Here is a 15,922-nt window from a genome sequence, read left to right on the forward strand (position 1 = left end):
TTATACTTTCGCATAAAAAAAGGGATGATTGACATCATCCCTTCGATAATAGTTTATTTTTTAACTATTATGCACGCTCTAAATACTCACCAGTACGAGTATCTACACGAACGCTTTCTTCTTGCTGAACAAATAACGGAACACGAACAACCGCACCTGTTTCAAGCTTAGCTGGCTTACCGCCACCGCCAGAAGTATCACCACGTACGCCCGGATCAGTTTCAACAACTTTCAATACAACGAAGTTAGGTGCATTTACGTTTAAAGGAACGCCGTTGAATAACATGATTGTACATGTTTCATTTGAGTCGTCTTTTAACCATTTAGCAGCATCACCCATTGCAGTTTTGTCAGCTGCAATTTGTTCGAAGCTTTCTGGGTCCATGAAGTGCCACATTTCGCCATCGTTGTATAGGTAGTTCATTTCTACTTCTACGATGTCAGCAGCTTCTAAAGTATCACCAGATTTAAAAGTTTTTTCTAAAACTTTACCAGTTTTAAGGTTACGTAATTTTACACGGTTGAACGCTTGGCCTTTACCCGGTTTTACGTATTCGTTTTCCATGATTGAACATGGGTTACTATCAAGCATGACCTTAAGGCCTGGCTTGAAATCATTTGTAGAATAATTGGCCATGACTGGCACACTCCAAACTTAACAAGTCAACTATGCGATATAATGCGCTGTTGCATTATCTTAATCGTGTCGCATGATAAACTATTTACACCAAGAGCAAAACTGGCAATCACAACTCAGTGACCTTATTACCGATCCTTTAGAGTTGTTGAACCTGCTCGAGTTATCCACTGATCAGCTATTATCAGGGGCGATTCTGGCTTCTGAAAAGTTTAAATTGCGTGTTCCGCGTGCGTTCGTCGGAAAAATGAACGCTAAAGATCCTCTTGATCCGCTTTTACTCCAAGTGTTGCCACATCATTTAGAACTTGAGGAACATCCTGAGTTTGTCACCGACCCTTTAGGTGAAGAAGCAGCCAATCAGTTACCGGGTGTTTTACATAAATATAAATCTCGTTTTTTACTGACTTTGACCGGCGCATGTGCGGTCCATTGCCGTTACTGCTTCCGCCGTCACTTTCCTTATCAGGAAAATTTACCTAAAAATGAAGATTGGCTAAACATTAAAAATTATATCGAGTCGAACCCCGATATTAACGAAGTGATTTTAAGCGGAGGTGACCCTCTTACGCTTTCTAACCGTAAATTAGCGCTTTGGTTAGAACGTTTATCATCTCTCAAACAAGTGAAGATTCTGAGAATTCATTCACGCGTTCCAATTGTCATTCCAAACCGTATCGACGAAGAGCTTATTTCTTTATTAAAAAACAGTAGGCTGCGTATTATTCTGGTGGTACACTCAAACCATGCTTCTGAACTCGATGACTTTACTTGTTCAAAATTGTTGCAGCTATCTGAACACCACATTACTGTTCTAAATCAGGCAGTATTGCTTAAAGGGGTGAATGATTCTGCTCAAACTTTAACTGATTTAAGTTATCGTCTATTTGAAGCTCGCGTTATGCCATATTACTTACATGTATTAGATAAAGTAAAAGGCGCACAACATTTTGATTTAATACCATCTGAAATAGATGCGATATATCAAGACGTGTTAGCGAGCCTACCAGGATATTTGGTTCCTAAACTCGTCAGGGAAATTGCGGGCGAAAAGAATAAAACACCGCTTTTTGGGGCTACAACTTTTTGAGTTATATAATAAGTGATGATGAATAATGCGCTTTCGGACATTTTTCACAATCAAACCGCACTTACTCGTGAACGGTTAAGCTTTTGTGAAGCCAACATTAAAGATCTTAATGAGTGGGTCACTACCCTTTCTATTATGCAATTGGGTGATACTTCAAAAGCGCTATTTACAGCAATTTTGGAACTGAATGAGTTAAATTGTAGTGAAACCTTACGCTTTGACTTAATTCAGACACTTCACCCAACCATTAATAATGTGTTGGCGAGTTTAGAAAAAAACTTCTTTAACCAAGGTGTCATTAGTACCGACCGTAACGAGCACATTATTGAGCTGGCCATGCTTCTGCGCTGTTATTTTGCCAGTATTTATTTAAATATTGCGCAAACAAGCCACGAACAGCTACAAAAGCAGAAGTTTTCTTTGTTCTCTTTTAAACAAAAGAAAAACTTACAAACCGCACGAATTCTGGCGACATTCCACGCATTGCAGCAGTTGACCAATCTTTTATATCAACAGCATATGCTCTATAGCGAACCTGTCAAAGGTCAATGGTTAATTGCCCACCAGCTTTATGAAACAGCGGTTCAATACAAATATCATTTAACCAATATTAATCATATTCAAGGTGTACAGCACCCGTTAGCCAATATTACGCAGGCTTATGCACAGCTTATTTTATTAGATATTTTTAACACCAATCAGATTCGCCAGTCAGAAATTCAAGCCCTGTTTCAATGTAGTTTTGATTGGGCACGCATGATTCAGATCTTGCCGAAAGACACTGCTTCAACAAAGTATGTGGTGGACCCAACTAAAGATCATCCGCCTGTATATAACAAAAAACAAAGCTCGAATTTCAACCCAAGTATTTTTATTAGCACGCAAGCTTTGCTTGAGCATGTCACTGCCACCATGCATAAAAATGCTCAATATATGTCTAAAAATGAAAAGATTTATTTAAGTCCCGCATTAAAGTTTCACGTTCAAACGATTTTGGGCACCACAGCACAGCGCCGTCATGAGCGTTATGAATATAATGCAGCTTTACAAATTTGTTTTGGCTTAAGTACTGCACATTTCTATTTGTCTAAAGCCAAAAACTTTGAAGAAACGCTACAACTAAGTAATAACTATAATTTACAAAGTGAATCGAAAGTCTTATCCAATTTAGAGAAAAAAGAACAACAAACCTCGTCTTATCAACGCTTAAGCCGTGAGAGTAAAACCATTTATCAAACTACCGTACTTGATATTAGTGTTAATGGCTATCGTATTAAATGGTCCGGCGAAGCACCTAAAAACTTAAGAACTGGCGAATATATTTTGGTGAAGGAAACGCTACATGGTCAGTGGCGTGGCGGTGTAATTCGCTGGATTAAACAATCTACAGAAAAAAGTCTGGAACTGGGTTTAGAAATTCTTTCACAAGCCATGTTCCCTTGCGCTGTACATATTCAGGCAGAGCGTCATACACGTAATTATCACCCTGCATTATTACTACAAACTCAAAACTTAGAAGAAATACAAAACACGCTTATTTTACCGGGGTCTCAAATTTTTAGAGAGCAACAAACAATTCATTTACGATTGGGGACAGAAGAAATCAAAGTGTATCTACTCAAAGCACAACTCATTACTCAAAGTTTTATTCAATTTCAATTTGAGCTTCTGAATGAGCAGCAACAGTACCTGCTTGATCAGTTCATGCTGAAAAAGAATAACACCGTGAATAGCCAAGATTTATGGGAAGCATTAAAGTGAGAAACTCTTTACTATCTAAAAGGTTAAAACGTACTGAAATACGTTTACTCATTATTGATGATAACCAGTTACGTTATAACCAAATTTTAAATTTATTATCGGGGAATGATTATCAAGTTAATGCCTTATTACTTGATGATTTAAAAAGTTTTGAAAAGCAGCTCAATACATCTTGGGATGTCATTATTTTTGGTCGCGCCTATGATTTGAAAATTGAACAAACTCTCTCCCTTGTTCAAGCCTCAGAACAGCCGCAGCTTCCAATATTACTTTTACAGCCAGATGATTACCAAGCGCAGCAATATCAAAGCTATATTCAAAAAGGGATTTATGATGTAGTCCCATTAGAACCGCTAGATTATTTCTATATTACGCTGGTTCGGGCACTGTCATACAGCCGCCTTTTACAGACGGAACAACATCTTTTGGCCGAGCTTGATACCATTCATACGCATACGCAAACGCTGGTCGACAACAGCCATAAAGCGGTTGCTATTTTTCAAGAAGGCATCCACATTAAGGCAAATACCGAATATTTGAATCTTTTTGGTTTCCAGAAAGAAGAAGATATTATTGGATTGCCGATTTTAGATGTCTTACAACCCAACGATTTAAATATTTTTAAACAGCGGTTTAAGAAAATTTCTTTAGGCCAGTTCGATCAAGCACGCTTTGAAATTCAGAGTCAGCATCAGGGTATTTCTGGTAATAATGCGCTAAAACTCGAGTTTATTCCAAGCCAAGAAGAAGACGCAGTACAACTCACCATCGACTATCAAGTTGATTTAACTGCTCCAGCAAATAGTGCTCCGTCCGAAAAAAGTGTTGGGTTGAGTGCAGCTTGGCCGCAGATTAATCGTCATTTATCGACCCACCCTGCCCAAGCAAACGCCGTTGTTTTATTTAGACTTGCACAGTGCCCAGAACGAATTTTTCAACAGGGTTGGCAAACTTTAGGGCAATATTTCAATCAGCTCCATGGTTTTTTAAAAGACCATGCACAGATGCCGATTTTCCAAGTCGACTTGGGTAGTTATGTCGGGATTTTACAAGCCGAAAATAGTTCAGTTTTAAACTCACAGCTGACGAGTTTACAAACTTTGCAAAAAGAACACTTGTTAAAAGTGAATGAGCAAAACTTTTCAGTGCAGTTAAAGCTTGGTTATGCTTTTCTCAACCAACCATTAACTGAGAACTCTTTTAGCTCATTATTGAACGAGGCGGAAAAGCAAGGCTTACCTCAGGTTACACCTCAACTTGAAGTAATGCCAACCGTAGACAAAACGGTTTCACCGAGCATTGAAGCTGTTCCTCTTGATTTAACAATTGAACATTTTGACCATACGCCTCAGTCCTCTTTGCTCCAGCAATTAAGACAAAAACTAGCTCAGGGCGAAATACATCTGAAGTACCAGCAAATTTACGATAAGCATGACCAAGAAACTCATAACTATGAAGTGACAAGTGGTTTTATTGCTGGTGAACAATGGTATGACTTAAATGATTTAAGTGATCTTAAAGAAGATGCCGAACTTTCAATTCAGTTAGACCGCTGGATATTGGTAGAAGCGTGTAAACAGCTTCATAATTTCATTGCTCAGTATCCTAAAGCGAAACTCATTATTAACCTTAATATTGATATTTTGCTAAAAGATAAAACATTCCCTGAGCTGATTTCCAAACTACTAACTATTATCGGAAGTAAAATTGAAAGCCCACTGATTTTGCAATTTTCAGAACAAGCTCTTCAGCCTTATCTTCCAATTGCTCAACAGCACATTGCTCGCTTACGCCAACATGGTGCGGAAATTTCAATTCGAGATTTTGCTTCTTCTATGTATAGCGATTCAATATTACAGCAGCTTGATATTCATCTTGTAAAATTACAGTCCAGCAAAACTGATCTATTAAGCTCAGACCAAGGGCTTAATAACTTGCAAGAAAAAATATTGAACTATTTGACTGTAAAACCGATTGGAATTTTATTAGCTCACTTGAATGATATGAACCTGTTTGCCAATGCATGGAATGTAGAAGCGCGCTTTCTACAAGGGGATTATTTCCAGAAAAAACTTGACCGCTTAACAGATGTACAAGACCAATAATGGTCTTGTATATTAAAAACAAAAAACGGGCATAAGCCCGTTTTTTGTTTCGTTTTGAAGTATTAACGCTTGATAGAGCGAGACATACCAGCAAAACGTTGTTTGAATTTGTCGATACGACCACCAGTGTCTACATTCTTTTGTTTACCAGTGTAGAAAGGGTGGCAAGCTGAACATACGTCAAGGTAAATAGTTTCTTTACCTAAAGCAGAACGAGTTTCGATTACGTTACCGCAAGAACAAGTTGCAACTAATTTTTCATATTTTGGGTGAATATCGGCGCGCATCGTCGATTACTCCTAATTGAAGAAAGGCTTAAGCTGTCATCGCAATTGATCACTCTCAATTAAATTGAGGAAAGCTTTTACAAGCAGATCAACACCACAACAGACCATTCTTTTGGCCCACCGAAACCTCAAGGGTTAGAGCTAAGCACAACAAGTGGGCAGTATTATACGCCATATAAATTTTTTTTGCGAATTAATCTTGGGATTTAGCCAAGTAATTTGCAATTACCCCACAGACCATTAACTGGATTTGGTGAAAGATCATAATTGGTAAAACAATCATACCTAAAGGTTGGCCAATAAATAAGATTTGTGCCATAGGTACACCACTGGCCAAGGTCTTTTTTGAGCCACAAAAGAACACTGTAATTTGATCAGCTCGGTTAAAACCAAAAGCGCGCGGTAAATAAAGTGCAAGCAGCATAATAATGGTGAGTAAAACAGAACAAGCAATGGTTAAAAGCAGTAAGGTTTTCCAACTCACCTGATGCCAAAGCCCCGCAACCACTGCCCCACTAAATGCACCATAGACCACCATCAAAATTGAACCTTGGTCAAATGCTTTTACAATACTTGGTACTTTTGCCATATATGGAAAAACATAGGGACGAAGTAATTGCCCTAAAACAAAAGGCACTAATAGCAACAAAGTAATTTGTATAATTGAAGATGTAGGATCAAATCCGTGCTGACTTTGTCCTAAAATAAAGAAACTGACTAAAACTGGCGTAATAAACATACCTACCAAGTTTGAGAAAGATGCACTACATACTGCCCCCGCTACATTCCCTTTTGCAACTGAAGTAAATGCAATAGAAGACTGAACAGTAGATGGCAAGAAACACATAAACAAAAAACCCCAATAGAGCTGCTGCCCTAATAGAGGTAAAAGAATAGGTTTAGCCAATAAACCAATAGCAGGAAAAATAAAGAATGTAATTGCAAATACCAGTAAGTGCATTTTCCAATGCAAAATACCTTCAATGACTGCCTCACGAGACAGCTTGGCACCATGCAAGAAAAATAAAATAGCAATCGCGACTGTAGTTAATGTATTGAAATACTGCGCAGCTTGACCACTGACTGGAAAAAAAGTTGCTAGTAGTACCATGCCAACCAACAAAATTGTAAATCGATCAAGTGCCAAGAACTTCAGCATGTTCACATCCTATGATTATTTTAGATAAAGAAAAGCCCAGTTGATAAATTGACCATTTGGTCAAGCCTTCATCATACTGGGCTATAAAAATAAAGCTAGACTTTTAAGACCTAAATCTTAAAGCGCCTGAGTCATTTATTTAATTATTTCTAGCATTTGCGTCTTGTTGAATAAGCTCGACTTTGTAGCCATCCGGATCTTCAACAAATGCAATCACCGTTACACCACCCTTCATTGGGCCAGCTTCACGAACGACTTTACCACCACGTGCTTTGATTTCTTCACATGCTTTATAAGCATCTTCAACACCAATCGCAATGTGACCATAGCCATTTCCTAAATCATAACTTGAGGTATCCCAGTTATGAGTAAGTTCAAGCACGGTATTATTTTCTTCATCGCCATAACCAACAAATGCCAGTGTAAAGCGACCTTCTTCATAATCACGCTTACGAAGTAACTTCATCCCTAATACTTCGGTATAGAACTTTAAAGATTGTTCTAAATTGCCTACTCGCAACATTGTATGAAGCATTCGCATGTTTATTCACCTGCCTTTTCTATGTCATGTGTTTGATGATCTTTAAGCAGTTTTCCAACCCAAACAACTAAAATTAAGATTGGAATCCCGATCATTGTGGTCATCAAAAAGAAGTTTGGGTATCCAATATTACTCACTATGGTACCCGAATATCCACCTAAAAGTTTTGGGGTAAGGGTCATAAGTGAGCTAAAGATCGCATATTGAACAGCAGTAAATGACACACTGGTCAAACTTGAAAGGAACGCAATAAATGCCGCACCGGCTAAGCCTGAAGCCATGTTATCAACAACAATGGCAAAATAAAGCCATAGTGAGCTATAAGGTTTAATGACTTTACCACTAATCTCAACTTCTTGACCTGATTGAGTATCAATGTACGGTAAAGGATCAATATTCACATCTAATTCAGGTTTTGGTACAGAATTTGAAGCGACTTCATAATGGTGAGCAATCGATAATATTTTTTGATTTCCATCGACAATTGAAGCAGTAAGTTGCTTACTTGGTGATGACAATAATTTTTGCATATCAATTGCTGCGTTAAACACGCCCTTTTGATCTGTCATTTTTGCATCAAAATTTTGTCCATCAAGATTCACCACAATCTTTTGAGTAGGTGATAAGGCTTTACCAAAATACTGCCCACGAATCACGACACTGCCTTCGGAAGAGTTAGCCGATATCTGATCACTTCCCATTAAAGGTAAAATTTGTAAAGGAACACTCTCAGAGTGAGTTGTCACTAGAGGTTGAGCCCGAACGATAGTCTCGGCTTGTTGATCTTGCAAAGCATAACCAGCTTTGACATCAATTTGTTGGGTGCCATTAAAACTTGAGCTTGGCACTTTGAGCTTCCAATACCCCACTTCATCTGGCTTCACTTTATAATGGTTATTCCCAATTTGGACATCCACCATATCAAGCGGTTTTCCAGATTTTACTAAGCCAATGAAAATGAGATTAGTAGAGCTTGCCAATACAGCACCAACGAACATCAGTTTCATGATGTTCATACGTTGAGCTAATAAGCCACCTAAGAAACCACCCACCAAACTGAAAATAACACCATAAACTTTTACGGCTTCAGCAATTTGTTCTTTGCTAAAGTTCAGATCTTGATAAAAGACATTAGAAATCACACCAGCAATAATGTCTGAAATACGGAAGAACCCAATCAAGAATAGAAGTACTAAGGCAAGTTTGACACCATAACGTTTAAAGAAATCCAGAATTGGGGCAATCCAAGTTTCCTTAGCCATTTGCTGGTTCACCACACCTATTTTAACCAATAGATAACCAGCTAGAATGGCAACACCTGTCGCCGTTAAGAACCTTAAAGCTTCTAAACCAAATAAAGCAGCACTATCTTGAATATTGCCAGCTTTTGAAATTGCTTCGGTAACTTGGCCTGAGTAAATATAGGTTAATACAAATGAGATAACTGCAATAAAAAATACTAAAACCAGACGGTAATAATCACTTGATTTATAGTTTTTATATATACGATCAACTTTAGGTTCACGAACGAGTAAAGTTGTAATAATACCGACCAACATGACTGCTGCCATCGTTAAATAGGTCGTCTTCCAAGCCTCGTAAATATAATTTCCTTTTGCGGTCCCCAAATGCGCCGCTAAGAATAATGCACCAGCACCAGCTACAATCATACCGATCCGGTAACCCGCATTATAAGTTGATGCCAACACTGTCTGCATTTCAGTTTCAGCCAGCTCAATACGATAAGCATCAATCACAATATCTTGCGTTGCAGCCGAGAAGCCAAGTAAAACTGCGCCTGCCGCCATTTGAACAAGATAACTGTGACCTAAAGCAGGGTCGGCAAAAGCCATTGTACATATCGCAAGTACGATTAAACACTGCGCAATAAGCAACCATGCACGTCTTCGGCCTAAAGCTTTAGTTAAGACTGGTACAGGTAACTCATCAATTAAGGGAGCCCAAACAAATTTAAAGGAATATCCTAAAGCCGCCCAACTGAAAAAAGTGACGGCACTTTTATCAATGCCTGCTTCACCTAGCCATAAAGAGAGACTAGAGAAAATCAATAAAATGGGTATTCCGGCAGAAAAACCCAGAAATAGCATAATTAATGCACGACGGTCTAAAAATGCTTTAAACGCCGAGACCCAACCAGAGGTTTGTGTGGTCATTCGTTTTTTATTTTCCATAAATTATAAATGCGCCTATTCAATCGCTTCTTACAATTGCTTTCAAGATTCTTTATGCAATCAAGTTTTGTTTTGATGATAAAAACGGCAAGTTTGCTTGATATTTTATGCTAAACCTGTATACCTTTAATCTTCAACCTTCGTTTTCTTTTGCTGGATATCAACAGTGACACAAAAACTTGATCAAGTGACATCTTCAACTTTATCACTCGCTAAAACAAACACCACAAACGTCACAATAAATGCATTTCCTTCAGCTTTTGAGCAACCTGATATTAAAATGACTTTAGATAAAACAGCGTTAAAACCCGAACAACTTACGCATATTCCAAATTTTGAAAATATTCCAGCCTCAACAAAACGCATCAAGCCGCTCAACAACTTTTTAGGGCAAGATCGCGCCAAAGCTTCGGTAGAAGCCGGTATTTCCTTACCCTACTCTGGTTATAACATTTTTGCGGTAGGAACAGCAGGCTTAGGTAAACGCACCATGATTAAGCGTTTACTACAACAACATGCCAAAACAGTGCCTACTCCAGATGATTGGGTATATGTTTATAACTTTAAACAGGCTCGTCAGCCTATTGCGCTACGCTTTCCTGCTGGACAAGGAACCAAGTTTCAACAAACTCTTCATCAAACTTGGCAAATTATTTTAAAGCAGCTTGAACGTCGTTTTAGCGCAGAGACTTATCATAACCGTATCGAGCGAATCCGTCAGGAAACTGGTGATGAACAGCAACAAGCACTTGTCGAATTAACGAAAGAAGGCGAAGAACTTGATCTAAAATTGATTTCTCGAAATGAGAAACATGGCTTTGTACCTGTACAGTTAAAAGATAATCAGGTTCAAGAACTGACTCAAACAGAAATTGACGCTTTAAATAGCAAACAGCGTGCTGAGATTGCAGCCAATATTCGCTATATGGATAAAAAGCTTGAGCGTCTTGGTCTGCATTTGGGCGACTTAGAAGATGATGCACGCGACAAAGTTTCTGTTTTAAATCGAGACATCGCCACTCAAGTGGTTATGCCACGCATGGACTTAATTTTAAATAAATATGGGCAAGTGAAAGGCCTTGAAGATTATTTAAAACAGTATGCTCAAGATATCATTGACAATGTTGAGTTAATTTTAGAACAAGAAGAAGATGACTTTGCTCCTGCTATGTTCAATCGTGTACCAGCGCGTTATCAAGCAAATGTGATTGTCTCAAACAAGCCAAATAGCGGTGCACCAGTTATTTTTGAAGATTTCCCAACGCACTACAACTTGCTGGGTCATGTAGAACAACTCACCCACAACGGCACAATTACTACAGATTTCACTCTTATTCGTCCCGGTGCCCTACATCAAGCCAATGGTGGTTTTTTAATGCTGGAGGCTGAACAACTACTCGAACAGCCTTATGCATGGCAAGGTTTAAAGCGTGCCTTAAAATCGGGCCAACTCAAGCTCTCTTCTCTTGAACATATGTTGACTTTAACCGGCAGTATCTCGATAGAGCCTGCTGCTATTCCACTTGATATTAAAGTGGTACTGATGGCAGAGCCTGAGATTTATTATGAAATTTTAGAAGTAGAACCAGAGCTTGGTAGCGTATTTAAAATTCGCGCAGATTTTACCGATACATTACAACGTAATGACGAAAATGAACAAGCTTATATGCAGCTGATTGCAGACTATGTACAAGCCGATAAACTGCTTCCATTTGACCGCAGTGCTCTAGCGGCATTACTGACAGACTCAAGCCGTCAGGCCGAAGACCAAAGCTCATTGTCGTTACATGCTTCAACGTTGGGTGATCTTATTCGTGAAGCGCATCATCATGCATTTAAAGCCAATGATAAGATGGTAACCGACCAGCACATTAACCTTGCCCTACAACACCGACAATATCGCTTAGGCTATTTAAGAGAACTTTACTGGCAAGATTTATCGCGTGGAACCCAGTTAATCGAAACTTCTGGCCATCGTTTAGGTCAAATTAATGCCCTCTCTGTCATTCACTATGCAGATGTTGAGTTTGGTTTACCTTCACGCTTAACTGCCTCGGTTTATCAAGGCGGTGGTGATATTCTTGATATTGAACGTAGCGTAGAACTAGGTGGTTCATTGCATGCCAAAGGCGTGTTACTCATGTCTAGCTTCTTAAAAGCTCACTTTGGACGTGAACAGATTTTACATTTTTCTGCTGCTCTGGCTTTTGAACAGAGCTACGGCCAAGTGGACGGCGACAGTGCAACAGTTGCCGAGCTTTCTGCATTAATCTCTGCAATTAGTCAGTTACCAATTGATCAGTCATGGGCAATTACCGGTTCTATGAACCAGTTAGGTCAAGTTCAACCAATTGGTGGCGTAAATGCGAAAATTGAAGGCTTCTATGATGCATGTAAGCTACAAGGTTTAACTGGCAAACAGGGTGTCATTATTCCACGCCAAAACATGCAACACTTAATGCTACGTCAAGATGTGATTGATGCGGTGCGAATGGGTCAATTCCATATCCATGCAATTGATACAATTGATCAAGCACTTGAGATTTTAATGGCTCGCCCTGTTGGTACTCTCGACAAAAAAGGCAAATACAGCAAACACTCTATTTATGCTGCTGTAATGGAACAGCTTGAATACTGGCAAGCGATCGAAGATGGCGCAGAAGTTGAAGAGGAGCCAAAGAAGAAAAAGAAAAATAAGAAAAAAATTAAAAAGCATGAAGAGCTCACAGCCGATGATCTTCCTCAAGAAACTCAAGAGGAAGTTGCTACGCTAAAGCAAAAATAACACTGACATAAAAAAGGGCTTGTTTTTACAAGCCCTTTTCTATGAATGAGGTAAAAATTAACGAACAATCTGCATTGCTCTTCCGCCAGCCAACTGACTAAAGTATTGCTTAAGCGCTTCGACACAACGTTGAATTTTCATTGGCTGTTGATCGTGTTTTGCAATCTCTGCGTATAAAGTGAAAGCTGGGAGTTTCCAATCTGGAAGGATTTCAATTAAAGAACCATTCTTTAATTCTTTTTGAGCATCTAAATATAAAATTCTGGCAATTCCATGCCCTTGCTGGCATAGCGCTTTAGCCACTTGTAAATTATTACTTTGCAAACGGCTTGCCATCTCTATATTTAATTTTTCACCAGTTTTAGCGTGCTGAAAATTAAAACTACGTGAGTCATTCATTGCATTGATAGAAAGCAACTCATGGTTGTTTAAATCATTTGGATGCAAGATCGGGCTTGTTTGATTGAGATAGCTGGGAGAGGCTACCAAAATCTGATCGACAAAAGCCATAGGAATAACAGAGTCGCTCTCTTCTACCGCTGTAGAACTCATGCGCACTGCAATATCAATTCGCTCTTCGATTAAATCGATATATCGATGCCCCACTTCAAAATGAACAGATAGACCACGATGGGCAGACATCCAGTGAGATAAAGCAGGAATAATGTGCTGAACTGCTAAATCAGGGGTAGTTGCAATACGCAAGTCACCAATCAAATCATCTCGCAATTCATTGATTCTGATTTTGCCTCTTTCTGCGGCTGCCAACATTTCTTGGCAACTTGAGAAAAAAGCCTGCCCTGCCTCAGTCAAACTAAGTTTTCGCGTAGAACGATGTAATAAAATTACATCCATTTCATTTTCAAGAGAACGGATTTGCTGACTTACAGCACTTGTTGTAATGCCTAATTCACGTGCCGCACCACTAAATGAACTTTTTTCAACCACACAAGCAAAAACACCCATAGCACGAAGCTGATCTAACATAGGTTTCCTCAAATCTAATTCTAAATTTATAAAAAATGCTTATTGTTGTAATGAAAGCAACCAATTGTATTATACGAGGAAACCTATATTTAATGCATTAGCTAATTTGGTAAAAGATTTGCAGGGTTGATCGGTTTACCGTCAAGGCGAATTTGGAACTCAAGCATAACGCGAGATGCCCCTGAAGACCCCATTTCAGCAATCTTTTGGCCTGCGGTTACATTGTCACCACTCTTCACCATCATCTTGCTATTGTGGGCATACGCACTGATGTAACCATCAATATGTTTAATTAAAACTAAGTTACCATATTCTTTCAGACCATCGGCTGCGTATACAACTTGACCATCAGCCGCCGCATAAATCGGGTCACCTTGGTTACCACCGTAACGGATTCCTTTGACATTATTCGCCAAATTAAAGCCTTGAATAACCGGACCGTTATTTGGTTTCACCCAACGTAAGCTTGAGCTTGGAATAGATGCTCCCACTGTTGTATTGGTTGATGGCGCAACAGTTGCTGGCGGTGGAGTGGTTGTGGTTGGTGCAGTAGTTGTCGGTAAAGCAATTGTTTGACGCTTAATTGGTTCCGGTTGCGCCATGACTTGTGTCGACACAGTTCTTGGTGAAGAAGATTTCTTCAATCGTAATGATTGATTAACATAAATACGATATGGCGGTGCAATACCATTCATCTCTGCAATACTGAGATAGTCCAGACCATAGCGCATTGCAATACCACTTAAAGTATCACCTGAACGGACTGTGTAATAGTTAGGAGCCATTGCATAGCGAGAACTATTATTAATTTGTGGTTTAGAAGCACATCCTGCCATTGCAACAGTAAAACCTACAGCTACAGACAACATCATAATTTTCATTATTTTGTCTCTTTGAATATGCAATCTGCTTTGTTGCCCAGTTAAATGCATCGATCTCCCTCACTAAATGCTACAAATCATTTCGGCTAAGAGTACCAAAAAAGTAAGAGGAAACATGTTCCTCTTTTTCTTTATTCACAAAGTTATAACATTCGGCTCAGTTTATTACCCCAAACTGGCCTGCAAATCTTCTAAAACCGCATAGTTTGTTGCATCCATCTGAATTGGCGTCACGCTCACAAAACCATTCGCGACCGCAAAAAAATCAGATTGTATTTGACTAGCAATACGCTGTGGATCAGTTACCGCCTCACCCGCAAGACCAATCCAGTAAACCTGTCTTCCTCTAGGGTCTACATGGCTGGTGATAGGTTTAGATTGGGCACGGCGGCCTTGGTAAGTAATTTGTGTACCTTTAAGCTGAGGTACATCTGGAATATTAATATTAAAAATATGTCGCGGTGGCAGTGCAGGTAATCCTTTTGCGATAAAGTCATGTACCCATTTAGCTGCTTGCGCATAATCATCTTTATGGTCGTATGAACGTACATCAGGCCCAGCCAAAGAAACCGCAATTGCAGGTTGTTTCATTAAACGACCTTCAAAGGCTGCACCAACAGTTCCCGAATATAAAACATCATCGCCTAAATTTGCGCCACTATTGATCCCACTGACAACCAAATCAAATTCGAAATCAAATAATCCATTCATGGATAAATAAACACAATCGGCTGGTGTTCCATTAACAGCCCATACATCTTCAGCAATTTGAATAGGACGTAAAGGACGATCTAAAGTTAAGGCACTCGAAAACCCGCTTCTTTCACTTTCTGGAGCAACCACTACAACACGGCCTAGTGGTTTTAATGCGTCAGCTAAAGCTTGTATACCTGGTGCAAAGACACCGTCATCATTGGCAATTAAAATATTCACAAAAAATCTTTCTCGACAAATAAACCCAGAGGTTTTCTCAATTGAATTATTTGTTGAATTATATATATTTATGCCTCCATAGCATTATAAAATTGTGAAAAAATGAAAACTTTCGCTCCTTTTTTTCAAGTATTGGGGATCAGTATCACATTGTGTACTCAAGCGGTTTTTGCTGATGAGGGTATCTCAACACAAGAAGCTGACAGCTTAATTAAAGATGACATTGCCTCTACTCAAGTCTTACAGGAAATTTGCCCTACTTTTGTTGGTGCAAATAAAAAACTTGAAACCAATACTCAAAAGATTATTGCAATGTACCTGAGTGGTTATTCCAATAAATCAATTACCTTCTCTGCGCTGCAAAATGATTCAGAATATAAAACCCTGTTAAGTGAAGCACGTCAGGCTGCCAAAGAAATGGATCACCACGAACAACATGAACTTTGTGAGGAAGTGGTAAATTACAAAGATTAAGAGCTTAGCTCAATCAGTACACTTATCTTTGGGGTTTTCTGTTGAGATAAAGCAGAAAACCTACATAACAATACATTTTTTCCATTTTTT

Annotated in this window: 13 protein-coding genes; 5 read left to right on the plus strand and 8 right to left on the minus strand. The window is 39.0% G+C overall.

All coding sequences use genetic code 11. The features are described from left to right. Positions 1-67 precede the first annotated feature (67 nt). On the minus strand, positions 68-637 hold the full coding sequence (gene efp, locus EG365_RS03035; RefSeq protein WP_000035083.1) for an elongation factor P: 570 nt from the start codon (positions 635-637) through the stop codon (positions 68-70). Positions 638-710: 73 nt separating this feature from the next. Between efp and epmB the strand changes: the two genes are divergently transcribed. The 3 genes from epmB to EG365_RS03050 are packed head-to-tail and all read left to right on the plus strand — an operon-like array spanning position 711 to position 5,593. Beyond that, on the plus strand, positions 711-1,727 hold the full coding sequence (epmB, locus tag EG365_RS03040; RefSeq protein ID WP_000611579.1) for an EF-P beta-lysylation protein EpmB: 1,017 nt from the start codon (positions 711-713) through the stop codon (positions 1,725-1,727). A 15-nt stretch (positions 1,728-1,742) separates the two neighbouring features. After that, the gene (locus tag EG365_RS03045; protein ID WP_000981543.1) at positions 1,743-3,488 is read left to right on the plus strand and encodes a hypothetical protein; all 1,746 of its coding nucleotides are present in this window, start codon (positions 1,743-1,745) and stop codon (positions 3,486-3,488) included. Next, positions 3,485-5,593, plus strand: coding sequence for an EAL domain-containing protein (locus EG365_RS03050; protein WP_002000052.1), 2,109 nt, complete (start codon positions 3,485-3,487; stop codon positions 5,591-5,593). The genes EG365_RS03045 and EG365_RS03050 overlap by 4 nt, the downstream gene beginning before the upstream one ends. A gap of 62 nt (positions 5,594-5,655) precedes the next feature. On the opposite strand, the gene rpmE is transcribed toward EG365_RS03050, so the two are convergent. From rpmE to EG365_RS03070, 4 genes are all read right to left on the minus strand, one after another. Beyond that, a complete protein-coding gene (gene rpmE, locus EG365_RS03055) occupies positions 5,656-5,880 on the minus strand; it encodes a 50S ribosomal protein L31 (RefSeq protein WP_001200845.1) in 225 nt (74 codons plus the stop codon). Positions 5,881-6,073: 193 nt separating this feature from the next. Next, positions 6,074-7,045, minus strand: coding sequence for a bile acid:sodium symporter family protein (locus tag EG365_RS03060; RefSeq protein WP_001984712.1), 972 nt, complete (start codon positions 7,043-7,045; stop codon positions 6,074-6,076). A gap of 133 nt (positions 7,046-7,178) precedes the next feature. Then, on the minus strand, positions 7,179-7,580 hold the full coding sequence (gene gloA / locus EG365_RS03065; protein ID WP_001242511.1) for a lactoylglutathione lyase: 402 nt from the start codon (positions 7,578-7,580) through the stop codon (positions 7,179-7,181). A gap of 2 nt (positions 7,581-7,582) precedes the next feature. Next, complete coding sequence (locus EG365_RS03070) at positions 7,583-9,772, minus strand: AmpG family muropeptide MFS transporter (protein WP_000428302.1); 2,190 nt, start codon at positions 9,770-9,772, stop codon at positions 7,583-7,585. A gap of 166 nt (positions 9,773-9,938) precedes the next feature. Between EG365_RS03070 and EG365_RS03075 the strand changes: the two genes are divergently transcribed. Further along, a complete protein-coding gene (locus tag EG365_RS03075; protein ID WP_000192292.1) occupies positions 9,939-12,557 on the plus strand; it encodes a Lon protease family protein in 2,619 nt (872 codons plus the stop codon). A gap of 57 nt (positions 12,558-12,614) precedes the next feature. On the opposite strand, the gene EG365_RS03080 is transcribed toward EG365_RS03075, so the two are convergent. From EG365_RS03080 to surE, 3 genes are all read right to left on the minus strand, one after another. Then, positions 12,615-13,544: a LysR family transcriptional regulator gene (locus tag EG365_RS03080; RefSeq protein WP_000886770.1), complete on the minus strand. Its 930-nt coding sequence runs from the start codon at positions 13,542-13,544 to the stop codon at positions 12,615-12,617. A 101-nt stretch (positions 13,545-13,645) separates the two neighbouring features. Then, positions 13,646-14,476 carry a peptidoglycan DD-metalloendopeptidase family protein gene (locus EG365_RS03085; protein WP_000550750.1) on the minus strand — a complete coding sequence of 277 codons (831 nt, stop codon included), beginning with the start codon at positions 14,474-14,476 and terminating at the stop codon, positions 13,646-13,648. 114 nt (positions 14,477-14,590) lie between these two features. Beyond that, positions 14,591-15,358 (minus strand): 5'/3'-nucleotidase SurE, encoded by a 768-nt coding sequence (gene surE, locus EG365_RS03090; protein WP_001023216.1) that lies wholly within the window; start codon positions 15,356-15,358, stop codon positions 14,591-14,593. Between the two features lie 102 nt (positions 15,359-15,460). Here surE and EG365_RS03095 point away from each other — a divergent pair, with 102 nt between their 5' ends. After that, entirely contained in the window at positions 15,461-15,832 is a 372-nt protein-coding gene (locus EG365_RS03095; RefSeq protein ID WP_000846423.1) for an MCR_0457 family protein, read from the plus strand. Positions 15,833-15,922 lie beyond the last annotated feature (90 nt).

Origin of the sequence: Acinetobacter sp. FDAARGOS_494 (assembly GCF_003812225.1) — a bacterium.
Taxonomy (GTDB): Bacteria; Pseudomonadota; Gammaproteobacteria; order Pseudomonadales; family Moraxellaceae; genus Acinetobacter; species Acinetobacter baumannii.